This window comes from Streptococcus equinus, assembly GCF_900101445.1.
Lineage (GTDB): Bacteria > Bacillota > Bacilli > Lactobacillales > Streptococcaceae > Streptococcus > Streptococcus equinus_B.
Map to the genome: position 1 here is coordinate 177,477 of NZ_FNKE01000002.1, position 24,601 is coordinate 202,077.

Below are 24,601 nucleotides of genomic sequence, written 5' to 3' on the forward strand. Positions count from 1 at the left end.
AAGGACTTTTTTAAAGGAGCTCGCTAATTGCGGGCTTTTTTGTTATAATGAAAAAGAAATCATTTGACTATCAAAGTATTTTTATGACAATGATTGATAATACTGAACGTATGATTGTTTTTATAGTAAAGGGAGAATTATGACTTTTAAATTACTAACGGATTCAACAGCAGATTTAGATGAAAATTGGGCAACTGCTCATGATGTTGAAATCCTAGGACTAACCATTCAATTAGACGGGGAAATCTATGAAACGGTTGGTCCAAATCGTTTGACTAGTGAAAAATTACTAGAAAGCATGAAAAATGGTGGTAAACCAACGACTAGTCAAGTTAATGTGGGACAATTTGAAGAAAGTTTCCGTCGTCATGCACAAAATGGTGATGCGGTGCTTTACCTAGCTTTTTCTTCTGTCTTATCAGGAACTTACCAAAGTTCAATGATTGCGCGTGATCTTGTTTTAGAAGAATTTCCAGATGCGACTATCGAAATCGTTGATACTTTGGCAGCAGCAGGTGGGGAAGGGTATTTATCTGTCCTAGCAGCTGCAGCGCGTGATGAAGGCAAGACACTCGAAGAAACTAAAGCGATGATTATTGATATTTTGCCTCGCTTACGAACATATTTCCTAGTTGATGACCTTTATCATTTGATGCGTGGCGGTCGTTTATCAAAAACATCTGCTATCATGGGAAGTTTAGCTAATATCAAACCTCTTTTGTGGTTGGATGCCACAGGAAAACTTGTCCCACTAGCAAAAATTCGTGGACGTAAAAAAGCCCTAAAAGAAGTTGTAGCGCAAGCAACAGAATCCCTAGCTCACCGAACAGCTGTTGTCGCTTATGCTAATGATGTAGAAGGGGCTGAAAGCTTGAAAGAATCATTACTCGAACATGACATGATTGATGAGGTTCTTATTATGCCATTAGGTCCAGTTATCTCAGCTCACGTAGGGCCTGGAACACTAGCCGTCTTTACAATCGGAAAAGACGCACGATAAAATCAAAAAAAGTGGACTTAGTCTGCTTTTTTTCTAAAACATAATGACGGTGGTATTTAATATTTGAATTGGAGTGAGGGAAGATGATTGTAGCTATTGAGACGGTTGGTTTGTGTCTGTTCTTTTTTATCTTGTGCTTTTTAGGGACAGGAACTGATGATAAAAATTTAAAAAGTTTTTCATCGTATCCAGATGAAGTTCAGACTTTGATAAGAAATAATGAGGATTATCGAGCAAAAGTTAAAACAACTAATAAGTGTGTGGCATTCTTGCTAAATTTTTTAATCTTTTTGGTAATATTATTTATTTTGGGAATAGCTATTAGAAAGCCAAACTTTTTACATAATTTCATTTGTTTAAGCATTATAGGACAAGGATTGAATTTATTTGATTTACTTGTGATTGATTTAATTTGGTGGAGACGTACAAAACGTATCCGTTTTACAAAAATGCCTGAAAAGAACTTGTATCAGAATCCTAGAAAACATATAGAATCATTTTTAAGAGCTTTTGTGATGTATCTTCTGATTGCTGCAATAGATGGTTATTTGTTGCAATTTTTGTAACGTCAAATTGATGAATGGGCTATGTCAAAGGAGTTTTGCTATGATGTCAAAAGGTATTTGCTAGTATTCAAATGAAAAAAAGAGGATAATTTTGGTGAAAGGTGGAAAAAATGAATATCAGTGAATTACGAAAACAATATCAGATGAGTCAAGATGATTTTGCCAATATTTTTCATGTATCAAGGCAGACTGTATCAAATTGGGAAAATGGAAAAAGCTATCCAGATGTAGAAATGCTGGTTAAAATTAGTGATTATTTTGGCATCTCTGTTGACCAATTAATTAAAAAAGAAACTATACCAAATGTAGCAAAAAATTCTGAGAAGCAGAAGAAGCTGTGGCCAATGCTTGCTGTGATTGCCACAGTGATTTGCCTTATCGGAGCATTCTTTTTGTACAACTATAATGCAGAACACTCAGTCAAGTTTTCAATGAAAAAAGATAAGACTTATGGTCAAAGTGCAACTAGCCAAAAAACTTTAGAAGTTGCTAAAGGTTATTTCACATTGCCAGAAGATGAAAAGTTGAATCTTAAAGTAAATGGCATGACAGATGATGGAGATTTACATTTAAGTATTGTTGATGAAAATAACAAGTGTTGTTATCGACTCGATGGTGATGAATTAAAAGATAGCCAAAAACTTTACTTCAAAAAAGGTTCTTATAAAATTCAAATCACTGCCGATCATTATCATGAAAAGGTTGTTAGTTTAGACTATAATGTGAGTGTTAAGGGGTAGACTTCACAATAGTTATAACTAGCCATAAAAAAATTCAATACCCACAATCTACTTTCTTCTTTGAGAGAAGTGCTATAATTGTAAAAAATCAAAGGAGGTAGGTTGATGGCTTTAACATATGCTGTACTTGGAAGTGGTGCGATGGGACTACGCTTTGGTCTATTGCTGAAGGAACATTTGAAAGCTCAAGTCGATTTTATCGATACTTGGCAAGAACAAGTTGATACAATTCAAAAACAAGGTGGTGTCTACCAGTCACGTGATGGCAAGAATCGTCATTTGGTTCCAATTGATATTTATCTACCAGAAAACTATCGTGGAAAACCAGATGTCTTGATTATTTTTGACAAACAGATGCATCTGCAAGAGTTATTGGAACGAAGCAAACATTTTTTCAATAGTAGCCAGTATGTTTTTACCGGTATGAATGGCATGGGACATATTGAGAAAATCAATCATTATTTTGCACCTGAAAAAGTATTAGCTGGAACCTGTTTGATTGGGACAGTTTTAAAAGCAGCAGGAGACGTGGATTTTATCGGAAAAGCTGGAGTAGGTTCCATTAATGTTGCAGCACAGTCAGGAAAACTTGATGTGGTTCAAGAAGAAATTTTAGCAGATTTTAAAGCCGCAAACCTAAATCCAAATGTGACAGATAATTTCTTAGGAACTCTTTATACAAAGGTAGTTTTCAATTCTGTGATTAATACAATTTGTACTCTTTTTGAAATCCGAATGGGTCAATTTATTGATTATCAGGGAGCAGAGAAACTGGGGAGACAACTAATTGATGAAGCGTATGATGTAGCAAGTCTAGCAGGTATTGAACCACTTAATAACCGCGAAAAAGAGTGGGAAACTATCCGTTATGTCAGTGAGGAAACCAGTCCACTTCACTATCCATCAATGTATCAAGATATGAGCAAAGGGCGTCAGACAGAAGTAGATTATATTAATGGCTATATTTATGAGTTGGGCTTAGCAAACGGCTACCAAGCCAAGACACATGACTTCTTGCGTCACCTAGTTCATCTAGCTGAAAACACGCGAAAATACCGCTAAGCGTTTTCTTTTAAAAAGACGAAAAAACTTAGAAAAGATTAGTCATAACTGTTGACTTACTACCACTTTTTTTGGTATTATAATAAACGGTATTGTTTACCCCATTTGTAAGGCCCCGGAACCTTTCAAATAACTCGTGGACCGGAACATCCACACTTTGTAAACAAAAACGAATTCGTATAGGAGAACTCATGAACAAAACAACATTCATGGCTAAACCAGGCCAAGTTGAACGTAAATGGTACGTTGTTGACGCAACAGATGTACCTCTTGGACGTCTTTCTGCAGTAGTTGCTAGCGTACTTCGCGGAAAAAACAAACCAACATTCACACCACACACTGATACAGGTGACTTCGTTATCGTTATCAATGCTGAAAAAGTTAAATTAACTGGTAAAAAAGCAACTGATAAAATCTACTACACTCACTCAATGTATCCAGGTGGATTGAAACAAATCTCAGCAGGTGAACTTCGTTCTAAAAATGCTGTTCGCTTGATTGAAAAATCAGTTAAAGGCATGCTTCCACACAACACTCTTGGACGTGCACAAGGCATGAAATTGAAAGTCTTCGTAGGTAGCGAACACACACACGCTGCTCAACAACCAGAAGTACTTGATATTAAAGGACTTATCTAAGAGAGAAAGGAGCATCTATTAAATGGCACAAGCACAATACACAGGTACTGGTCGTCGTAAAAACGCTGTTGCACGCGTACGTTTGGTCCCAGGTACTGGTAAAATCACAGTTAACAAAAAAGATGTAGAAGAATACATCCCACATGCTGACCTTCGTCTTGTTATTAACCAACCATTCGCAGTTACTTCAACTGTAGGTTCATACGACGTTTTCGTTAACGTTGTAGGTGGTGGTTACGCAGGTCAATCAGGAGCTATCCGTCACGGTATCGCTCGCGCATTGCTTCAAGTAGACCCAGACTTCCGTGATTCATTGAAACGCGCTGGTCTTCTTACACGTGATGCACGTATGGTTGAACGTAAAAAACCAGGTCTTAAAAAAGCTCGTAAAGCTTCACAATTCTCAAAACGTTAATCAATACGATTATATCAACGTTTCAAGACATTCAAGATTTTTATCTTGGATGTCTTTTTTTGCTTAAAAATATAAAATTTCCACCAAAATTTCCACCAAATTTCCACTATTGCTTTTTGAGGTTTCTAAAAACTATTTCACCAACTGGTTGTTTTACAGTATTTTTTGTATTGATATATGTCTTAGTGGTTGATTGATCGCTGTGGGTTAATGCTTCAGAAATTTCTTCAATAGGAACTCCTGCTTTTTTAGCTAAAGTTGCTCCAGTGTGCCTTAATTTATGAGGAGAGGCAGGGGCTAACTCAGGGTGACGTCTCCTAATAGAATTCATACGATAGTTTAAATAATCAATGTGAAGAACGGTGTTTATATTATTTTTTCTATCATTATAGGTAAATATAAATTGATTATTCGTTTGTCTGAGCCCAAATTGTTTCAATTCCTCTTTTTGTAATTTTTTCCACTTTTTTAGTAGTATCATGAGCTCAAGAGGTGCATTGAAAATTGTCTTTTTCCCTCCTTTAGTTGCTTTTACATTTCCAAATCTGTCAAGAGCATTTTCAATTAATATTTGATTAGTTTCGAAATTAACGTGTTTCCATTGAAGTGCATAGGATTCTGATTTCCTATCTGAAAGAAAAAATGTTGTATAGAAGAGGACATAGTCTTTGAATTCTATTAATCCATTTTTTAAATCTTCATCAAATGCTTGTAACCACAAACGTAGCTCTTCTTCATCCAGTGTCAAATCTTCATCACGTTTATTTTCCTTTAAAATTTGTTTTTTTACTGCTTTAATTCGACTGATGGTTTTATGGAGTCGGTTGCTAGGGATGTACTCTAGTTCTTCAGCCCAATCGAAGACTGAGTTAATATAGCCTCTAATAGCTTTAAAATTCGCATAACTATTTGCCTTGGGAGTGAGTAGTGATAAGACTAATTGTTTATTTTCGTTAAGATAACTTAATGAGTAATTCCCTAGAATAGGTAAAATGTGGAGTCTAAACATACTTTTGGTTTGAAATACGGTAGCAGGTGTAGGAGGTCTATTTGTTGAAGTAGTTTGCCCAGCTATGTACGGTTCTAGCCAAACTTCTTTATAGAAATCTGAGAAGAGAATATCTTCTTTTTTTATAGTTTTTTGGTAAAGTTTGTTATGTCTTGCTTTTTCAATATCAACAGATATTTTTAACTCTGCTTCTTTTGCCTCACGTTTTGTTTTGAAGCGTTTTTCATACAATTTTTTTAAACCAAGTTTGGCTTGTACATCTTCAGGTATATATAATCGTAATTGGTAAGTTCCGTTTTTAGTTTTTTTAATAGCCATTTTTTCTCCTTACGCAGAAATTTCAAGTTGTGTCATCCATTGGTTAACACTTTCTTTACTAAATCTAATTGATTTTCCGATTTTAATATATGGAAGTCCCATACTAATCCATAAATCAAGTGTATTATTTGAAATTCCAAGATAACGACAAGTTTGTTTTTTGTTTAAAAAAGGGCTATCAGCTCCAGAAACTTCTCTAACATTCTTGATTTCCTCTTTTATCAATTCTCCAATCATGTGTTGAATTTCTTGTGTTTGTTCTTTTGCTAACATTACTTGCATATTTTTCCTCCTCAAAAATAAAAAAGGAAGCAAGTTGATACTTGCTCCCGTGGAGATTATGAAAAAGAAAAGTTTTAGGATAATTATATTATAGCATATAGCATCTTAAACTAGTCTTAATCATAAATAGTAGTTTAAATCATTTTACTGCAAAGCTATAGTAGCTTTGTGGTGATAAAACTTGATAGTGTGGTTTGTCTTGAGTGTGATTGTAATTACATTCTGATATTAGAAATGTACTGTCTTTATTGACAGCTTCAACAAAGGCAACGTGTCCGTATTGTGCTAATGTTTCTCCATATCCTCCTTTTACTGACATAACCGCACCGACTTGTGGTGAGTTACTGTGTTTCCAACCTTTTGAGACAAGTGCCGAAACCCAATCTTGCCCATTACCATTATTATTGTAAATAGCAGGATCAGTACAAATACCTGTCTCAATTAGTCTATTGCAAACATACCAAGTACATTGACCAGTAGGATAAGAGTTTCCTCCTTGTGTGGTGACGCTTTTGGAAGTTGGTTGTCCGTATTTTAGTTTACCATTATATTCACTTGGAAAATCAAAGGAGGATAGTAGTGTTCCTTTAGATAATCCAGTGTTACCCGAAAAAGCTATTGTTGTTTTGCTGTTTTTTAATGTTCCATTGAAGATGTTATACCATTTTCGGGCATTCACTTTGAGTTGGTCAGCTTTAGTTTGTCCATCAGATAAAGCCACTCCCTCATAATGTTCAGACCAATAGAGACTTGCTTCTCCCGCATCACTAGCTGACTGCATTTTACTTTTGACATTTGCATAAGCACCACTAAGTTCAGTAGACATTAATTTTAATTCAACTTGAGATTCTAGTGCTCTTTGTGGAGCAGAAGCCCAGCGATTACCATTGACTGAACTTGACCACCCAGACCATTGGAAATAACCTGCCACCCCTCCACTAGTATTAATAGCTTTAGGGTCAAAGCCACTTTCACGTTCAGCTACTGCAAGACTTCCGGCACTGCCAGCTAGAGAAAAGCCCTCGTGAGAGAGTTGATAATTAAGAATTTGAATGACGTCTTTAGCACGTTCTTCAGAAATATTGGCTTTATTGGCTACCTCTTTGGCTGTCAAGGAGGTTTCTTGTCCATTTTGAGAAGTTGTAGTATCATCAGACAGATTTCCTGCAATAAGTATCAGTAAAGTAGCTGGTAGAAGAAAAGGAAGTAATAACCCTAAAATGAGTATTTTTTTCTTCATTGGCTTACCTCAGATATTAGTGTTTTAGGTAGACTGTAAAAATCAGACTATCAAATCGCCACTTAGCATCTAATACTACGGGATAAGAGCGACAAATATCGATGATTGTTGAAGCTTCCTTATCAGTAATTGGAAATAAGACGAGAAAGTCCAATGACCTCTCATTATTTTGATAGGCTTCATAAACATTATTTTCAATAATAGGTTTTAAAGCTCTTTTAGAATTGATATGGATATTCATTAAAGTTCACCTCTTAATCGTTTGAGTTCTTCTGTTAAACGTTCCTTTCTTTTTAAATTTGCTCGTAGCTTGTTATCTCTAGTCAAAGTCTTTCGGAAGTTTTTGGTAAATGCATTAGAACCTTGTGCCTTATACATAGCTTCATTGTCCTTATAATCTTCTAAACGTTTTTCAAGATGGTTAATACGTCTTTTAGTAAGTGGTGATATTCGTTTTTCTTTTAACGATTTAAATTCTTCCTCTAGATTTGGTGAAGACGTTGACATATTATTTTCTTTTGTGAGCTCCTCTGTTAGTAATTGTGGTTCTTTAAAGGTTGCTGAAGTTTCAGGAATATCCTCTTGGTTAGGAGTTATTGAATTGCTATTTTTATCTTCTTGTTGTCGAGGTTGTAGATTTGTTTCATGCTCACTGTCTAAATTAGGATTGTGTGGCGTTTCTTCAGGTTTTGCTTTAGAAAAATAATCTTTTGCATTTTTTAAATGGGATAGAGAATTAATAACTGCACCAGATGCTAAACCACTGGAAGCCAAGGCGAAGTTTCCAAGATTTTGAGCTGTAGAAAATCCCTTATTAGGAACTTGTTGAATTATTTCTTTACCAGAAGTTAACTTATCTTGAACAGAATGACCAATATTATCCATTTTTAGTCTAGCCCTGGATCCAAGGATAATTCCTATAAGTTCACCTTTATATTTCCAAAGATAATAATAGATTAAGGCTTTGACAATGACGACTACCATAAGTTTAAAAAGTAATGCAAAGACTACAAGTGAAGCAAAGCCTTTGATGGTATTGTCAAAACCAGAGGTCATCATATTTTCAATGATTTTTTCTAAATAAAAAATTATTAAGGTAAGAAGACTTGTAATAGCAGGAAAGGCTAAGCCACCCATCATTACTTTTAGGACTCCAAAAATAATATCTTGCATGCGAGGAATAAAGGAAATTAATAAAGCTATTGGAAAGAGCAACATCATTATTAAAACTAGTAGCTGAGCAATGACATTTAGAATTTGCACAAGGATAATTGGAATAGCAATGACAATAGCTTCAACGATTTTAAAGATAACATAGAAACACTTGATAAAAAGATAATCATAGACAGCTGATACCCAGCGGTCTTTTTCACCATCTTCATCCGCATTATTACCTAGTTCCTCTAGATAATTCTTTCGGTCGCTATTTTTAACTTTTGTAAAAGTATTCCCATTTAATTGACCGAGTACTTTTGAGTCATCGAATTTTTCTTCTTTACCTGTTTGGCTGTTGACATATTTTCCGTTTTCTTGACCAGTGTTTACGAAGAGGTAAGCAGTGTAGGAAGTTTCTGCGATATAACTATCTGCCATTGAATCGCCGATTTTTAACTCTTTACCATCACCATAGGAAACCGAGATATTTGAAATTTTTTGAGTGACTGTTTTAGAGATATTATCAATAGTATCAAGAAGATAAAGCCCACCTGAAGTTGATGCTACTGTTCCAAAGTAAGAGAATCCAAGAATAAGTACAACACAAACATGAATGACTTTTCTCATGAAGTTTCCTTTTGAGAAAAAGAACTGATAAAAGAGATAAAAAGCAATGATACTAATTAAAAGGCCGATTAGTGATTGATTGGCTAATCCATCAGAAGTAGATCCCGTAAAACCTTGCCACATAGATTTACCAGCTTGATAAACATAAGTCTTGTAGTTATTGTATAGGTTAATCTTTTCGAGAATCCGCATAAGAAGTGAGAAGAATCCAACAACAAGATTGAGAATGAAGAATAATAAATTAACGAAGATTTCATTAAATGCAACAATGACAGAGGTTTCGACAGATGAGGTTTTTTCCAAATAGGCTTTTAAGGCAAAGATATCAACGCCTTTTAGCTTTTCAAAAGCTTCTTGCATGAATATCCCTCCTTATGATGCGTATTTATTTTCAAGACTTGAAGAAACAGTTGCTTTCATTGGTTTTAAAAGCATATCAATATCTTCAAATAGGTTATGGACAGAAATCATATTGAGATTGCCGTAAACATCATAGTAGAGGCACTGTCCTGAAATCATATTGTCAATCCATTCTAAATTTTGTTCAGTAGGTTCTAGTCCAACGTGTCTTAAAATATCTTCACGTTCAGATTTTTCATAAAAAGCAAAAATAGTACCGAAACCTGTTGTGTCGTCATCATTTTCAGCGTCATGAACAGATTGGGTAATAAGTGCTAAGGTATTATTTTTAGATCGTCCAATACGTCTCATATTTTTTATAACGGCTTGCCCTTCAGCTGATTTCATTAAAATCCATGCTTCATCAAAGAATTCAAGAGTATCTTCATTTTCGTGACGTTCACCAAAGTGAGTACAAAAAGCTCCTAAAGCAAACATTAGGGCGACTGAATTCCGTTCATGGTCAGATATTTTAGAAGCATCAGTTTTGGGAAGTTTTAAATTAGCAACTTCAAGAACGGTTACCTGAGATTCATAATTTAATCCCTTTGTTGTGCCATCTGAAAAAGCTAACTCAAGAATAGAATTATGAACTATAGAGGTTAAATAACGCCCGACAGAAGCGATTTGCTCGCTATCACTGTTTTTAAGAGCTTTAAGAACGTGTTTAAAACCGACTGTTTGCCCAGCTTGTCGTTTGTTAACAATATCATTAATCGTTTCAGTAATGGCTGTTTTTTGGTCCATAGAGACATTCTCAACTGCTTGAAGAAGAAACTCTAGCATATTTTTAGCAACTTCAACAGCCTGTTCTTTGTCTAGGACTACAATAGGGTCTAAAACTCCGTGATTTGATTCTAGTGAGCTATCTAAGGTAACAAAGTTAAAATCTTCAATTTGATGTTTTCGTTCTGGATAATGTTTCTCAAATTCAGGATTCGAAATAATTTCTTGATAGTGATGGCGTAGTTCCCGTTTAGGGTCAATATAAAGAGTTTTAACATTTTGAAGTGCAACACTTAAAAAAATGATTTGTGCTAAAAATGATTTCCCTTGTCCAGTGGCTCCAGTAATAATGATATGAGGGTTCTTGGTAATCTTACCTGCAATATCCTCTTTATTCCCAACAGTGGGATTAAAAAGGACGATGTTTTTGGAAGCCTGTATGGCTTTTTGTAGATTGTCCCACCGTCCTGTCCAGTTATCAACTCGTCCAATGTACCAGCCAATGCGATTACCAGAAGTTGTATTAGTGAATGGCATTAACTCGGCAAAACCTCGACTAGTGACTAAATGTGTCCAAGTACGAGTTTTCTTTTGAAGTTTTTGCCCATAAAGTAGAGCTTGAAATAGATAAGGAGCATCATGACTTGCTTCACTAATTTCAACCCCCATATCATCAAAATAATTTAAAACAACTTGACGTCGACTTCGTAATTGGGAGAGTGAAGAAGCAGATACAATAAGATAAGCGCCATATTCAATAATGTCTTCCTTATTTCCGACTTTTTTCATAAGGTCTTTTAAAGATAAAGCACCTGTAATAATTTCATCTTGTTGAACGGTGTTTGTGTTATCAGCTTCTTCCATAATGTTAAGAAATCGTGTGTTTGACCGTCCCATTTTACCTTTAATTTTATTACGATCAATGAATTCTGCTTTGATTCGTAATTCAACAGGAAAATTCAAGCGTTGAATGAATTCTCCGAGGTGGAAACCATTAAAAATAGTACTAAACTTCCCAACAGGTAAAATGGTGATAAACGATGCTCCATAAGGACTTTCTAGTTTTAAAAATCCACTTTTGAGAACTTTGATGAGTGTATCTGTGACATTGAATAAGGAACGATTAGCAATGACCTCTTGTTTGAGATGGGGGATATAACGTAAGTACTGCATTCGTTGATAATAGAAGAGTTCCTCGTCAGTAAGACGCTGGCATCTTAAAGTTGATAGGACTTGGTAGACAGCTGTTTCATCACTTAAATAATCGTCATACCAATTTTTTTCCAGTTGTAGTTCATAACCAATACCGTTAGCTACCATTTCGGATAATTCAGAAAAGCGTTCATAAGCTAAATCTGAAATAGAACCAGACTTATCTTGCTTTCGCAAGGTAACTCCAATAACCCAATCAAACTGATAAGGGATTTCCATTTCTTGTGTTAGTTTATCAACGGAATAGGCTAATAATGTTTCCCCAAGAATACGGTTATTTGGTGCTAAAGCTTTAGAGAAGTCATTCATTTTTTCTTCTAAAAGATAATCTTTAGGAATAAGCGAAATATCAAAAGTTTTATTTTTAGCTAGTTTATTAATCGTTTGGGCAACAGTTTGTTTGTGTTTTTCTTTTTTCTCGTCATCTGTAATGGTAATAGGAGTATTTGGAATACGATAATAAGCAATGACACTTTTATCGTGACAGATGACAATATTATTATGAGTCGTCATAATAGGGTATTGTAATTTGATTGCCATGTTTCCTCCTTTCAAAGTTTTGTTTTTTCAAAAACAATTTCATCATATGTTGGTACGCGATCATTATGATAAATGGCTTTCTTATTTAAGCGAAATTCAAATAGGTAACAAAGATAATCTGCAATAAAAAGATGCATCTTTTTACCATGTGGTTCGTATTCTGTATAAGCTTTAGCTAGTTTATAGGGAACATACCAGTAGAGTAGAAATGAAATAGAATGTGTTAGTTTTGCTAGAGGAACTAAAATAAACGATAACCCAAGTATCATGATGACAAAAATAATAGCAAAGACAATAAAAAAGGACAGTTGCATTGGTGTAGCAAAATACCAAATACGTGTCCCTTTTTGTGTTTTTATTTCTTGAATCCAATAAGGAGCGTTTAGACCTCTAGAGTAATCATAAAGTTTTTCATTAGTCATAAGTTTAAAGTCCTGTTTCAATGCCGATTAAGCGAAGGAGCCATCCAAAGAAGCTAAGAATCTGTTGCCCCTTTGTGAGAGAGACAATAACTGAATAAAAGCCAACAACCGAAAATAGTTGAAGCCAAGAGCTATTTTTCCAAGCTTTAATGGCAAGAATAACAGCAATTGCTGTTAGTACCCAAGTACCATCACCGTGCATAAAGTTTTGTAATGAGCTAGTATTCATACGATTTATTCTCCTTTTTCAGTAGCATAATTTTGAGGAATAGTGTGAGTAAGGGACGATACATAGTAAGATTTACCTTTCGGAATTAAAGTAAGTGTAAAGTTTTCAGAATGTGTATTCCCAGCTATTGCAAATGTAACTTGTACATAAGCGATGATTGACTTACCATTTTGTTTGAAATAAGTGTAATCAATACTTTTGAATTCAGTATCGTCAAGAACAACAAGGTTTTTAGAAATTAAGTCTAAATTATCTTGATCACTTGTATAGTTAGTGAAGAAAACATTTAGAAATTTAGTTAGTTTTTTATGAGTTGTAGTGGAAAAATTATCGGAAGCTGTTAGTTTTAAATCATTCTTTTTATCAAAAGAAGTAGCCTGATTAGAGGTTAACGTTGAAAACCAAGGAAGACCAGAAATGTAATATTTATCGCCTTTTTGACCATATGGAATATTGAAACCAGTAGTAATTTCTTTGGTATTATCTCCATTCTTTTGCTTATAAGTCACTTGATATAAAGCACTTTTATTGTTGAGAGTAATTAGTTTTGAGGATTCTAAGTTAGAAGCTGTTTTTAATTGTCCTTGTGACTTAATATCAGGTTCAAAGTTATAAAAGTTATTTAATTTTTTAGTTTGTTCTGTTTGTGTATTACCATCATCAGAAAAATTGAAGTAAGCTGAGATAAAATCGTTTAGATAGTATGATAAGCGATTATCTGTATCGCTTGAGTCAATTGTTACCGAAGTAGGTTTTGTTTGAAGTGATTTCTGGAGTTTGGTCATTTTATTAGATAGTGTTATTGCTTTTAGGCATCCGATTAAACCAATTAATAAAAAGAAGCTAATGCCTGAAAGAACGAGTACATTAGCCGTCTTTTGATTAGCTTTTATCAGTTTAGGAGAACCACGTTTTTTATCTGTTTTTTTAAATTTTGTTAGGAAGTGTTTGTAGTGTTTTAGTAATTCAGCTATTTGTTTCATAAGTCTCCTTTAAATATTTGCGATTTCTAGGAGTTTGTTCCCTTTAGCGTAGAGTTGTTTTTGAAGTTTGTTAAGCTCACTATTGACGTAATAATAGCCTCTTAGTTCATGACGAATGGCTTCTAAAAATTCAACAGGCAGTGTTTGAGCCTCTTCAGTTTTTAGCACACTGTTCAATTCGCCAGCTTTTGTCCATGCTTCTTTGGTGTTATGTTCTTTCATAAACTGCCCAAGTTCAGAAGTGATTGTTCTTACTTTCTTTTCAAGTGTACTTTTAGTTGCCATGATAAGTTCCTCCATAAAATCTTTTTGTTTTGAGTTGATAATTTGTTTAAAGATAAGTACAAGTTGTGATGACATTTCTCTATCAATTTCAAGAATGTTTCCTGATAAAGAGAAATAGGCGTGTTGATAGTTAAATGAGTTTACGTCACTATCAGTTGCTAATTTTCGAGCGAATGTATCATAATAAAACTGTTTATCTTTCATTAATACGATACCAAGCTTCCAGTTTTCATTTGTACGTGGAAGATTAGCAATACCTTCGTAAATCTTTTTAATAATCATTCATCTAGTAACTCCGTATAGCCAAGAGAGCGAAAAATATAATCATCATCAAACCAGAGCCAGTCATTGATTTCTTCTTCTGTTGGAACTGTTCCTGAGAAGACTTCCTCACAAAGTGTCGTTAGTTGATCAGTGCCACCACGTTTACGAACAGATTCGAGTGTAGAAGCACCACCTGACCATGCTTTAAAGTGGTCAATAGAGTTCAATTCAACTTTGTATTCCATATTTCCTCCTTATTATTTGTTTAATAAGTGATGGGAAGCTTTAAGATTTTTTAGGATAGCTTCTCCACGTTCATTGATTTCTCCGCAGTTTTGGATGGTCTTGAGATATTCAGTTTGCATGATTTTATCAGCCTCACTGACAAGTCGTAATGAATTTGATACTTGATACATGAGCCATTTTATTGTTCGTTCGATAGTATAAGGTTCAGGTTTCATGCTTAGTTTTAAAGGAGCTGTTCCACCAAAAAGACGTTGCCATTTAAGGTCTGGTTGATAAGCACCATAATGGTTAATTCCATCATAGACCTCTAACTCATGATTAATAACTCCACGAGCGATTTCAGCTAAGTCAACACCATTGATATATTCTTCAATAGCTAATTGAGCTTTTTCATTAGCAAACCGTAACTCGTAGCGATTCCAAATACCAAAAATCTCCAAGGATTCTTCCAAGGAGATTTGTTCAGCTTTAGCTAATTCATAACGTTTTTCATAGAAGTTGAAGTAGAGGTTACTTTGACGGCTTCCAAAATAGATGGAAATTCCTTGGTTTCCTTCTCTATCTTCAATCTCTTGTAAACTACCACCTCCAATGTGGTTCCAATTTCTTAAGGTATGACAAATAACTTCGTGATTATAAACCTTGGTAATCATATCTGATAAGAGGAATTGTTCTTCTTCACGGTCATTTCCTAAATACCGTTCATCTATTGCAATATCAAGTCGTTTGACTCGCATATCAGGTATGTCATAGGACATTTTTTGAAGAAGTTCTTGCCATGTAAGATGGTATGTTTCAAGAATAAGTTCCATTTCTCGACAACCTTGACCAGATAGTTGTAAGGTTATTTGGTCATTTCCTGTTTCGACTTTATCAAAAAAGTCAAATATCCAAATATTTCCTCGTTTCCACAGATGAGTGTAATTAAGAAGTCTAGTTTCAGATTCGGTAAATTCCTTTAACTCACAATGAAGATAAGTATGACAAAAATGTTTTAAATCACGAATTGTCATAAACGTAATTCTTAAGTAGTCAATGTGTACTTCTAGTCGTTCTTTATCAGCTTCTTTCAGATATCCTAATCGGTGTTTAAATTCCCGAAATTTATCAAGACTTAAACCACGTGAGCCATCTTCATAACTTCTATAGGTGCGATGACTAATTCCAATACTCTTAGCAAATTCTTTTTGGGTCATTCCTGTTTTTTTGCGAAACTTTTTCAGCATAACAGGATTTAATCTATCCATTCATTGAATTCCCTCCAATCTATCAGTAGGTGACACACTTTTTTGGCAAAAGTGACACAGTTCTCAAAACTTGTAAAACCTTGATATCATTGGCATTAGGGCGGTTGGCTTTCGCTATTTTGAAATCTGCTACCCCCCTATTAGAATAGCGGGGGTTAAAACGCGTCATGGACTAGAACTTCGAGACTTCGGGACTTCGCCTGAACGCTGTTCAGGCTTGCCCTTGCTCTTGTTCTAGCCCATGACGACTTAAGCACGTTTCAACCGCTTGTGCATAGGAGCTGCATCCGCCATGATAAGTTTCTAAAGCTTCAAGAAGGAGCCCCTCTTGTTTTGGTGTTACTACTAAAGAATTGCCGACTTTGGTAAAGCTTATTCCTCTTTCATCAAAAAGATAAGCTAATTTTCGTAATGTCTTTAAAGAAAGTTCTTTTTCTTTAGCAAAGTCAGAAAGTGATTTTGATGAAGCCTGTACATTCTTTGTTTCTTCTTGTTTATCGGGTGTTTGTTTAACACCGAAGACCTCAAATTCTTCTCCTTTCATTTCTAAAACAGGAAGTTTCATAAAGGCTTCATAGAAAGAAAAGCCTTTTTCAAAAGGCACGTAAGGAGAGAAAAATTCTCCAGCCAGTTCACCATTAGAAGCGATATAGCCCCGTCCTTTAACTGTTTTTCCATTAATCTTATCTAGCTTTTTAAACTCTTTATTTCGATTAGCATCTCCAAACATCATGGTGTAGCCTGTATCTTCTAAATGCCCAACTGACAAGCGTTTCATAAAGTTATCCCTTAAAGCAGTTTTGATATATTCACCATCGGGACGTTGCATAGCGAAAATGATAAACACACCTGATTGCCGTCCTTCTAGGACTAATTGGGTAAGATATTCTGTTACTTGAGCTTGGAGACGATAATCACTATCAATTTTTGCCATAAGGGCTGCCCATTCATCAATCACGATAAATTTTGGCTTCATGCCATAGTCACTAAAACTTTTACCGATTTTGTAGTTTGGGTGATTTTGAATGGCTTGATAACGATTTTCCATGAACGTCACATTATCTTTTAGACATTGGATAATTTCTTCTTTGGTGCTAAAAACTCTTCCATGAAAAACAGGAACATCTTTCAAACCAGCTAAGTCAGCATTCTTCGGGTCACAAAGGTCAATGAAACCAACTTTAGCTAATGCCCAGACAATTGACATTAGAACAACAGTTTTCCCGCCACCAGTTCCTCCACCAATCAATAAGTGTGGCTCAGCAATATAATCCCAAAAGACATCTGCCATTAATTTCAAGGAGTGGTTGTCGATGGCTACGTCTGAAATATCAATACGACTATTAATCCGATTAATACTGATATCGTACTGAATAAAACGCTCATCAAAAGTTTTGTTTTTAAAGTCACCGTTAAACATCACTTCTAGTGTTGAACCAAGGTTGATAAAACGGTCTTGAAATTTATTCCCTTCAAGGATAAAACTGATTAAAAGGTGATAGTTAGTTTGTTTAACAAAGACTTTAGGAAGGGTAATTTTTTCAATTGCTTTTCCATCACGTTTAACAGTTTTAGAAAGATAATAGCGATTTTCTATTAAGAAATTTGCTAGAATTCTTAAGGTATTGAGACGTTTAAAGAAGAGAAGCTTTTGATAACAGAGATGGTGAAATCCTAAGAGAAGGAGTGCGGGGAGTAAAAGTGTTAATGAGAATTTAAGTGAATAGGTGAGCGGTGTTTTTAATATCTCTTGATAGGAGATGTAGGTATAGTAAGCATTACCAAGTAAAAAAGGTAATAACATGATACTATATGTTATTACCTTAATTTTTTGATAGTATTTTCGAACCCGCCAACCACGATAGGTAAATAATTGCATATTTACCTCCTAACCTTATTTTTTAGTGTCACTTTTAACATCACCTTTAGTAGGTGTTGTATCTGATTTTGCTTTTAGTTTAGAAGCATAGAGTTTGTAATTGTCATTGCGTCCGATAGATGAATAGGTTACGACAATATCTTCAAGTTCAACTTCTTCACGATATTTTAAGTTAAGGTCTTTAATTTCTTGTTCACTCATGTCAGCAATGGTAAAGAAAAGTGTTTCGTGTTGGACCGAAGAGTGGATACCAACCACAATTCCGCGTGCTTCACCTGTGGCGATTTGAGCATACGAACCGTCATCATTACGTTGCGTACGGTCTTCTTCATAGATAAGATCAGCGCCTTCAATCCCACGAAAAGTTAATTTTCCAAAGACTTCAGGGATATCTAATCCTTCAGTGATTACACGGTATGATTTGTCAGCAATTTGTAGTTTGTCACCATAGTTTAATCCAATTTTAGCCATAAGTTAAATCCTCTTTTCTATTATTTAGATACTTTCAAGTTTTCAGCAAAGACGTTAAGAGCAGGAGCAACGTTGTTTCCATTAAGACTACGATCAGGAAGGAAGATAGGGTTCACCACTTCAACGATTGCATCTTCATCAAATACTTGAGATAAGGCTGGGGTAATCACGTGGAAAGAGCCGTGCTTTTCACTGTTTAAAATGTGACGTTGATATTTTCCTGCTTTTCCAAAGACAGTACGAGGTGCTGTTCCAAGTTTTTCATAATAAGCTTTTCCAATAAAGTTAGGGTTCATTTTTAAAGTTTCAGGAATCATAGATATTCTCCATTTCTAGTAATAAAATAAAAGAGTCAGTGACTTAGACTGACTCTAGAAAAGTAAAAATGTTTGATTTTACGACTGTATAAGCGACTATAAAAATGTAATTCAGAGTAGGTATAGCCCGCTTTTTGAAATTGTTTAACTAAGTGTTTGATTTCTTCTAGAGCATCATGATAAAGACACTCTACTAATTTTGAACTATAAGCATACATCTTATAGGTAAATATAAAATTTTGATAGTGCCGCTCAAGGACACTTTCAAAATAAGAAGTCATGTCAGACCTCCTTTCCTTTATTGTAAGAAAAAAGCCACTAGTGGAAACCAGTGGCTCATAGGTGTGTTGCTTGGTAGCAACGGTTTGAGAAAAAAGTTATTTGGTTAAAAGACTAATTTTTAAAACTAGTCTTTTACGGTGGCAACGTTTAACAAGGTGCTTTGTATCAATTACCATCGCTGTCCCAGCCAATCTGTCAGGTAGTCATTATCATGCCCGAAGGATTCTCTTACGCTTAATTAGCGAAGCCAGTTCACTTTGCTATTCGGAAAAGTGCTAAAGTCCGAAATGCGTGTAAGCCCACCAAAAAAGTTTTAAATCTTAACTTCAACCATCAATGGACTTGACTTTAAAACTCAAACACGTTACAATAAAGGTACGAAGTTTATTGTGTGGTTTGATAGTCAGGTATCTGGTTGTCAGACGCACTTTTTTATTAAATTATCAATGGACAATGCCAATTGATTAGTTGGTATTAAATTTTGCCACTTCATATAACCATTGGCTATATTTATATTATATAACTGGCAGTTATATTTGTCAACGGTTTTTTGAAAAAATTTAAAAATTTTTTAAAGGACAAAACTATGGAATTTTCAGAACGCTTGAAAACATTGAGAAAACAGGCCCATTTAACACAAAAAGAAATTGCAGAAAAATTAGGTATATCTCAACCAGCATATGGTGATTGGGAACGTGGAGTAAAAATGCCTACTCACGAAAATTCTAAAAAATTAGCAAGATTATTTAATGTAACTCTAGATACCTTGATGGGAAATCAGGAAGTTGATGAAGAAATTGATTTGTCAGATGTTGAAATGTTGTTTAGAACGACATCTGATGGAATGACGGAAGAAGAAAAAGCAGTCTTTCGAAAAGAGTTAATTGAATTCATGAAAGAACGTAAAAAAGCTTTTGAAAAGGATAAAAATTCTCGATAATTCTTTAGACTTTCTCTGGTTTTATTATTTCTTTTACGAATAGTAGAGTAAAAGGAATAATAGTGTGAGGAAACGTATGAAACTTAAAGAATTAAGACAAGCCAAGGGAATGACTCAAGAAGAATTAGCAAAAGTGATTGATGTCAATGTCAGATCTGTTAATCGTTGGGAAAAGGGACAAAGTGATATTTATCTACAAAAAGCAATAAAAATTGCTAGATTTTTTGAAGTAAGTTTGGATGAATTTGTTAAATAAACATAAATTTTTTAGTGGGCGAGAGTCCACTTTTTTATTTAATTAGGTCTGATGGATGATGATTCTATATGACAAAACCTTTTCTTAATTTTTGTTATACTACATATTATTTACAAAGCTATTAATACTCGATTCTAAAATAGACAACGTTTTCTAATTTTTATACAATTTAAACAATTGGAAGCTAATCAGTAATAGAATTGGAGATGTTAATTTTGAATGGAAATTATTTTAAAATTGCTAGAATAGCTAAACAAGATATTTATCAATTTATAAAGAATACGGGTGAATCATTGATAGATTATCATTTTAGTTCATACTTAAATTACTATTTGAAGCGTTACAATATCAAAATACTTGAACATCATTTTTCTTGTAGAAAAATTGAAGGCCTTACTTTGATTAATGAAGATGGGGTATCTTTTTCATATGAAAAGTATAATTCTACTGAAAAACAAAATTTTACAATGTGTCATGAATTAGGACATTTTGTTTTAGGGCATTCAGGGAAATGTTTCACAGAATTACGTGGTAAGAGTGATTCTGTAAAAGAAAGGGAAGCAAATATTTTCTCTGCTACTGTATTAATGCCAGATATTGTACTATTATCTAAGATTTTTTATCGTCAGGATAGCTTTCAGAGAGTGAAAGCAGATTTAGTAGTATCATGTGAAGCACTTATTTATAGGTTGGTAAATCTATTTGTGAACTTATTACTTGATAGTAGAGATAAAGTTTATCAAGTGGTTTATCACTATTATCATGGTAATAATCAATATATTTTAGATTATTTTAGAATGGTTAAAGAAAAAATTATTAAAGAATATCAAGAAGTAAGCGGTGATGTTTTTATTAAGATTAAACAAAAGCTACTAGTATGTGGTTTTATAGCTAGTGATCAAATACCTGGATTATTAGATGATAAGTTTCGAAAGGAGCTAGAAATGAATCTACCAAATGTGAAAACATGGATAGAATACAATTTTGGAAAGACAATTGGCTATGCTTGGTTAACCAATCAAATGACAAAACAAGAAGCAAGAAATAGAGCAAAAAGAATAATATTATTATCCGATTGATAGTACATAATTATATAAAAATACGGTTTGAAAATGGAATGTTTTTTATAAGTTATTTTATATAAAGAGTATACAATCTTCAGTGACGATGGGTGCAACTTTAATATCTGGATTTCGTTTATATATTCAAAATATGTATATTAGAACTCAAGTTAATAGTGTTCAAGAAAACAAGTTCTCTTTTTAAGCTTATCCGGAGAATTTATCACATAAAATAATAAAAACTGATAAGAGTTCTTATCAGTTTTTATTATTCAGGTGTTATTTTGGGGATGTAGTGTTAGAATTTCTAGGAAATACATATTTTTTCTGAAATTTTACCTCATAAATCAAATACCAAAATTATTATATAATTGCTTCCGAAAGGAATCAAAGTTATCAAATATTCAAATATGGTCAGAGTATAATTGGGTAGGATAATTAGTTATGTTTAGATACTTTAATAATACTTAAGATTTTATATTATTTATAAAATTATCAAAATGTTGTTTATAAATAGTATGTAGATTATGATCGACTATTTTCATGGATAATAGAGTATTCTCAATATTTTTTTTATCAGATAAATTATTTTCAGAAATATCTAAAAGAGCTACTGCATAATTAAAAACAAGTTTTTCATAAAAGAAATTATCATGTGCAAGTAAAATAGAGATAGCGTGTTTTAAGTAGTGGCTGTCGTTGTACCTTTGCTTTTCTGTGCAAATTATTAGTGTATTGATTGATAATTGAATGATATTTTTTTTGTTTTCAGGAATATTTACATAAATATTTTTTTTAGATAATATTTCTTTTGTTAATAAAAAGGATAATTCAACAGGGAGGTTACGTAACGTATTACCGAGAAGAGCAATTTCAAAAAAGCCCCAATTATCAATTTGAAAAAGATAATTGGAAATTTCATCGCATTCAGTTTGATTTAATTTGTATACTTGAGATTTAGTGATATTGTAGAGAATGGATTTTATTGAATATGCTCTTAATCTATTTAAGATTGAGTTTTTATCAAGTGATTCAAAGTGAAATAGTCTTTTTAAAGAATCTATATCGTTATCCATATAATATTTCCGAATAGTAATTAATTGCTCTCTAAAATTGTCTAATTTATAATTTCTTACGATATACATAAATTCTTCTACAGTTACACAAATTTTATCTAACATATGAGTCAATTTAAAAAGAGTAATTGTTGACTCTCCTCTCTCAAATCGGGAGATTTGAGATTTAGAAATTTGTTCATCAGCAATGTCGATAATTTTGATTCCTTTACTTTTTCTAATAACTTTAAAAACTTCTCCAAAATCTTTCATTCCCTGATATGCCTTCTTTCTTATATAGGGATAATTTTACAATATAATATCTATTAAATCAATAAAGGAGAAGCTAAATGTCAGATTTAAAATTTTGTAAATTGCTGTTTTTGTTGACTTTATTCGAGATTCTTATAATTGTTGGGGGTGGATAAAGTAGTTTAAATTTTAGTTTTGTTATTATGTTTTATTATGGAGAAAATTATGAAAACAATATATTTTATACGTCATGCAGAACCGGACAGAACAGTTGAAGATGAAGTTAAACGCCCTTTGTCATTAAAAGGCCAAAAACAGTCAGAAGAATTATCTGAATATTTTGTGAATAAAAGACTGAAATATATCTATTGTAGTCCATATGTTAGAACTAGACAAACTGCAAATTATATTTCTAATAAGAATAATATTCCAATTTTTGAGGTCAACGCTTTACATGAAAGAGTTATATCAAAAGAATGGATACCAACACTAAATTTTACCGAATATTCTTATAAACAATGGAAAGATAGAAGCTATAAAATTTCTACAGGAGAATCATTGAACGAAGCATTTAACAGATTTAAAGATGCTGTAGAAAAAATTATTAGTAGTACAGACGAAAATGAAACTGTTGTAATAGTAACTCATGCTACAGTGATATCACTATTTTTAAATTACATTGATTCAAATTTTGATTGGGATAGCTTTTGTCGAATATCAACTCCAGATGTTTTTAAAATTATTTTTAATAGTGAAAATATTATCAAATGGGAACATATAGATTTTAGTAAAGAGGTGTAAGATGAATATCGTTTTATTTGGTGTAGGACCACATGCAAAAAGAATTTATTTAAAGTATATTCAAAAAGTGGATTTTATTGATAAAGTACTTATTGTGGACTTAAAACACAGAAGAAAGGCTATAGAAGAAGTAGTAAATAAGTTTGATTTTGATTATGAATTATTACTTTTTGATTCAGTTATACGTGATGACGAAGTGTTATCAGATGTTAATAGGATGCTATTATTACAAAAAATTTCTGATTATGACATAAATCATGCGATAATTTCTACAGAACCTAAAAGTCATATGATGTATATTGATTTTTGTTTAGAAGTTGGTTTAAGTATAATGTGTGATAAACCTATTACAGCTTCAATTGGTTCCAATACTGAATTTGGTTCCCAAAAATTACTTGATGATTATTATAAAATCGTGAAAAAATACCGTCAGTCAAATTCTAAGCGATTTGATGTTATGGCTCAAAGGAGGGGGCATGAAGGATTTCATAAAGCATTTGATATTGTTAATGAAGTAGTATGTAAGTATAAAGTCCCTATTACTAAATTGAGAATCATGCATGGTGATGGAAATTGGCCGATGCCTAACGAGGTTATTTTAAGAGATAACCATCCCTATAAATATGGTTACGGGAAATTACTTCATAGTGGGTATCATTTTGTTGATTTAATTTCCATTTTTTTAAGAGCAAATAAAAACGCAGGCTTAAATTTTGATTCCCGAGAATTGAAAGTATCGGATTATTTAACTAGCGATTTCATGGCATATTTTAATGGTGATTTTTATAATAGATTAGGAAAAGAATTTAAAAATAAAGAACGTAAAGAAATATTCGAATCATTGGATGTATTAGATAAATTTGGGGAGTTAGATGTTTCTGCTATTGTTGATTATAAAGATAAAAATGGAAGAATTCTAACTCAAGCAGTGTTAGATATGTCCCAGTCAAGTTATTCACGTCGTGCATGGTTTGAAGAACCAAAAGATACTTATAAAGGGAATGGTCGTATTCGTCATGAATATGTTGAAATTGATGTTGGTCCATTATTGAATGTTAAAATTATGAGCTTTCAGTCAAAAGAAATTTCAGAGGAAAAAGAAATGATCAATTCTATTGGAAGTCTTGACCATTTTGAAATTGATGTTTTTCGAAATGATAAACTTATTGGTGGAAAACCTTTTGAGAGAATTTTAACAGAGACAAGAAATAAAGATGATCATTATATTGGTCAAAATGAACAAGCACGTTTCGATATTTTAGATAGGTTTTTTAACAATGAACCAAGTGATGCTACTCTTGAAGACCAAGAAGAGACAATAATTTTATTGTCAGAGTTTTATAAGTCGATGTCAAAACGTTTTTCAACTAAAAATTCACTGTACGATGTTGAAATTCATGTTAAAAATGGTAACAAATTATTAAAAGTTGGAAAAAAACATGAAGCACAGTATCCAAATGGAGAAATTTTAAATTATGAAAGTATTGAAACAGCAATTAAGCGGATTCTTAAAACAGATTTGAATATTGAAATAAGTAATCCTCAAAAAATTGATTTTAAAATTGAAAATGGAAGATTAACGTACATTTACGATGCTGAGGTAAGCTGTCCCAAAACTTTAAATATTTTAAATAAAAAATATGATTGGGCAATTTGGGAGGAGAATTGATAAATAGGAAGGA

Annotated in this window: 27 protein-coding genes; 11 read left to right on the forward strand and 16 right to left on the reverse strand. The window is 33.2% G+C overall.

What is annotated here, in order from left to right:
• The first annotated feature begins 139 nt into the window (after positions 1 to 139).
• The 6 genes from BLR83_RS08430 to rpsI all read left to right on the forward strand — a co-directional run bounded on the left by BLR83_RS08430 (position 140) and on the right by rpsI (position 4,421).
• Positions 140 to 1,000: a DegV family protein gene (locus tag BLR83_RS08430; RefSeq protein ID WP_074561246.1), complete on the forward strand. Its 861-nt coding sequence runs from the start codon at positions 140 to 142 to the stop codon at positions 998 to 1,000.
• 83 nt (positions 1,001 to 1,083) lie between these two features.
• Positions 1,084 to 1,566, forward strand: a complete 483-nt coding sequence (locus tag BLR83_RS08435; protein WP_081341010.1) for an ABC transporter permease — start codon at positions 1,084 to 1,086, stop codon at positions 1,564 to 1,566.
• A gap of 110 nt (positions 1,567 to 1,676) precedes the next feature.
• The gene (locus BLR83_RS08440; RefSeq protein WP_074561247.1) at positions 1,677 to 2,306 is read left to right on the forward strand and encodes a helix-turn-helix transcriptional regulator; all 630 of its coding nucleotides are present in this window, start codon (positions 1,677 to 1,679) and stop codon (positions 2,304 to 2,306) included.
• Between the two features lie 105 nt (positions 2,307 to 2,411).
• Positions 2,412 to 3,368: a ketopantoate reductase family protein gene (locus BLR83_RS08445; protein ID WP_074561248.1), complete on the forward strand. Its 957-nt coding sequence runs from the start codon at positions 2,412 to 2,414 to the stop codon at positions 3,366 to 3,368.
• A gap of 191 nt (positions 3,369 to 3,559) precedes the next feature.
• The gene (gene rplM, locus BLR83_RS08450) at positions 3,560 to 4,006 is read left to right on the forward strand and encodes a 50S ribosomal protein L13 (protein WP_003063191.1); all 447 of its coding nucleotides are present in this window, start codon (positions 3,560 to 3,562) and stop codon (positions 4,004 to 4,006) included.
• A gap of 22 nt (positions 4,007 to 4,028) precedes the next feature.
• On the forward strand, positions 4,029 to 4,421 hold the full coding sequence (gene rpsI, locus BLR83_RS08455; RefSeq protein WP_003067667.1) for a 30S ribosomal protein S9: 393 nt from the start codon (positions 4,029 to 4,031) through the stop codon (positions 4,419 to 4,421).
• 106 nt (positions 4,422 to 4,527) lie between these two features.
• Here rpsI and BLR83_RS08460 read toward each other — a convergent pair whose 3' ends face one another.
• The 15 genes from BLR83_RS08460 to BLR83_RS08530 all read right to left on the reverse strand — a co-directional run bounded on the left by BLR83_RS08460 (position 4,528) and on the right by BLR83_RS08530 (position 18,272).
• Positions 4,528 to 5,748, reverse strand: coding sequence for a tyrosine-type recombinase/integrase (locus tag BLR83_RS08460; RefSeq protein ID WP_074561249.1), 1,221 nt, complete (start codon positions 5,746 to 5,748; stop codon positions 4,528 to 4,530).
• A 9-nt stretch (positions 5,749 to 5,757) separates the two neighbouring features.
• Positions 5,758 to 6,030 carry a helix-turn-helix domain-containing protein gene (locus tag BLR83_RS08465; RefSeq protein ID WP_074561250.1) on the reverse strand — a complete coding sequence of 91 codons (273 nt, stop codon included), beginning with the start codon at positions 6,028 to 6,030 and terminating at the stop codon, positions 5,758 to 5,760.
• A gap of 139 nt (positions 6,031 to 6,169) precedes the next feature.
• Positions 6,170 to 7,270 (reverse strand): phage tail tip lysozyme, encoded by a 1,101-nt coding sequence (locus BLR83_RS08470; RefSeq protein ID WP_074561251.1) that lies wholly within the window; start codon positions 7,268 to 7,270, stop codon positions 6,170 to 6,172.
• A 16-nt stretch (positions 7,271 to 7,286) separates the two neighbouring features.
• Positions 7,287 to 7,511, reverse strand: coding sequence for a hypothetical protein (locus tag BLR83_RS08475; RefSeq protein ID WP_014335071.1), 225 nt, complete (start codon positions 7,509 to 7,511; stop codon positions 7,287 to 7,289).
• Entirely contained in the window at positions 7,511 to 9,412 is a 1,902-nt protein-coding gene (locus tag BLR83_RS08480) for a conjugal transfer protein (protein ID WP_074561252.1), read from the reverse strand. Before BLR83_RS08480 ends, BLR83_RS08475 begins: the two co-directional genes overlap by 1 nt.
• A 12-nt stretch (positions 9,413 to 9,424) precedes the next feature.
• Entirely contained in the window at positions 9,425 to 11,929 is a 2,505-nt protein-coding gene (locus BLR83_RS08485) for an ATP-binding protein (protein ID WP_074561253.1), read from the reverse strand.
• 11 nt (positions 11,930 to 11,940) lie between these two features.
• A complete protein-coding gene (locus BLR83_RS08490; RefSeq protein ID WP_074561254.1) occupies positions 11,941 to 12,351 on the reverse strand; it encodes a conjugal transfer protein in 411 nt (136 codons plus the stop codon).
• Positions 12,352 to 12,355: 4 nt separating this feature from the next.
• Complete coding sequence (locus BLR83_RS08495; RefSeq protein WP_017643957.1) at positions 12,356 to 12,580, reverse strand: hypothetical protein; 225 nt, start codon at positions 12,578 to 12,580, stop codon at positions 12,356 to 12,358.
• Positions 12,581 to 12,585: 5 nt separating this feature from the next.
• Positions 12,586 to 13,563, reverse strand: a complete 978-nt coding sequence (locus BLR83_RS08500) for a conjugal transfer protein (RefSeq protein WP_074561255.1) — start codon at positions 13,561 to 13,563, stop codon at positions 12,586 to 12,588.
• A gap of 9 nt (positions 13,564 to 13,572) precedes the next feature.
• Positions 13,573 to 14,130 (reverse strand): hypothetical protein, encoded by a 558-nt coding sequence (locus BLR83_RS08505; RefSeq protein ID WP_000584430.1) that lies wholly within the window; start codon positions 14,128 to 14,130, stop codon positions 13,573 to 13,575.
• The gene (locus BLR83_RS08510; protein ID WP_000456038.1) at positions 14,127 to 14,357 is read right to left on the reverse strand and encodes a hypothetical protein; all 231 of its coding nucleotides are present in this window, start codon (positions 14,355 to 14,357) and stop codon (positions 14,127 to 14,129) included. The genes BLR83_RS08505 and BLR83_RS08510 overlap by 4 nt, the downstream gene beginning before the upstream one ends.
• A gap of 12 nt (positions 14,358 to 14,369) precedes the next feature.
• Positions 14,370 to 15,605 carry a replication initiation factor domain-containing protein gene (locus BLR83_RS08515; protein ID WP_074561256.1) on the reverse strand — a complete coding sequence of 412 codons (1,236 nt, stop codon included), beginning with the start codon at positions 15,603 to 15,605 and terminating at the stop codon, positions 14,370 to 14,372.
• A gap of 211 nt (positions 15,606 to 15,816) precedes the next feature.
• On the reverse strand, positions 15,817 to 17,484 hold the full coding sequence (locus tag BLR83_RS08520; protein ID WP_074561257.1) for an FtsK/SpoIIIE domain-containing protein: 1,668 nt from the start codon (positions 17,482 to 17,484) through the stop codon (positions 15,817 to 15,819).
• A 15-nt stretch (positions 17,485 to 17,499) separates the two neighbouring features.
• Positions 17,500 to 17,955 (reverse strand): hypothetical protein, encoded by a 456-nt coding sequence (locus BLR83_RS08525; protein WP_014335063.1) that lies wholly within the window; start codon positions 17,953 to 17,955, stop codon positions 17,500 to 17,502.
• A gap of 20 nt (positions 17,956 to 17,975) precedes the next feature.
• Complete coding sequence (locus BLR83_RS08530) at positions 17,976 to 18,272, reverse strand: cytoplasmic protein (RefSeq protein WP_074561258.1); 297 nt, start codon at positions 18,270 to 18,272, stop codon at positions 17,976 to 17,978.
• Positions 18,273 to 19,140: 868 nt separating this feature from the next.
• Here BLR83_RS08530 and BLR83_RS08540 point away from each other — a divergent pair.
• The 3 genes from BLR83_RS08540 (at position 19,141) to BLR83_RS08550 (ending at position 20,829) form a co-directional block, all read left to right on the forward strand.
• Positions 19,141 to 19,494, forward strand: a complete 354-nt coding sequence (locus tag BLR83_RS08540) for a helix-turn-helix domain-containing protein (RefSeq protein ID WP_016480454.1) — start codon at positions 19,141 to 19,143, stop codon at positions 19,492 to 19,494.
• Positions 19,495 to 19,570: 76 nt separating this feature from the next.
• Complete coding sequence (locus BLR83_RS08545; RefSeq protein ID WP_000768128.1) at positions 19,571 to 19,750, forward strand: helix-turn-helix transcriptional regulator; 180 nt, start codon at positions 19,571 to 19,573, stop codon at positions 19,748 to 19,750.
• A 206-nt stretch (positions 19,751 to 19,956) separates the two neighbouring features.
• The gene (locus BLR83_RS08550; protein ID WP_234793137.1) at positions 19,957 to 20,829 is read left to right on the forward strand and encodes an ImmA/IrrE family metallo-endopeptidase; all 873 of its coding nucleotides are present in this window, start codon (positions 19,957 to 19,959) and stop codon (positions 20,827 to 20,829) included.
• Between the two features lie 449 nt (positions 20,830 to 21,278).
• On the opposite strand, the gene BLR83_RS08555 is transcribed toward BLR83_RS08550, so the two are convergent.
• Positions 21,279 to 22,139 carry a helix-turn-helix domain-containing protein gene (locus BLR83_RS08555; RefSeq protein WP_074561261.1) on the reverse strand — a complete coding sequence of 287 codons (861 nt, stop codon included), beginning with the start codon at positions 22,137 to 22,139 and terminating at the stop codon, positions 21,279 to 21,281.
• Between the two features lie 204 nt (positions 22,140 to 22,343).
• Between BLR83_RS08555 and BLR83_RS08560 the strand changes: the two genes are divergently transcribed.
• Both BLR83_RS08560 and BLR83_RS08565 read left to right on the forward strand, forming a co-directional pair.
• Positions 22,344 to 22,919: a histidine phosphatase family protein gene (locus BLR83_RS08560; RefSeq protein ID WP_074561262.1), complete on the forward strand. Its 576-nt coding sequence runs from the start codon at positions 22,344 to 22,346 to the stop codon at positions 22,917 to 22,919.
• Between the two features lies 1 nt (position 22,920).
• Positions 22,921 to 24,588: a Gfo/Idh/MocA family oxidoreductase gene (locus BLR83_RS08565; protein ID WP_074561263.1), complete on the forward strand. Its 1,668-nt coding sequence runs from the start codon at positions 22,921 to 22,923 to the stop codon at positions 24,586 to 24,588.
• Positions 24,589 to 24,601 lie beyond the last annotated feature (13 nt).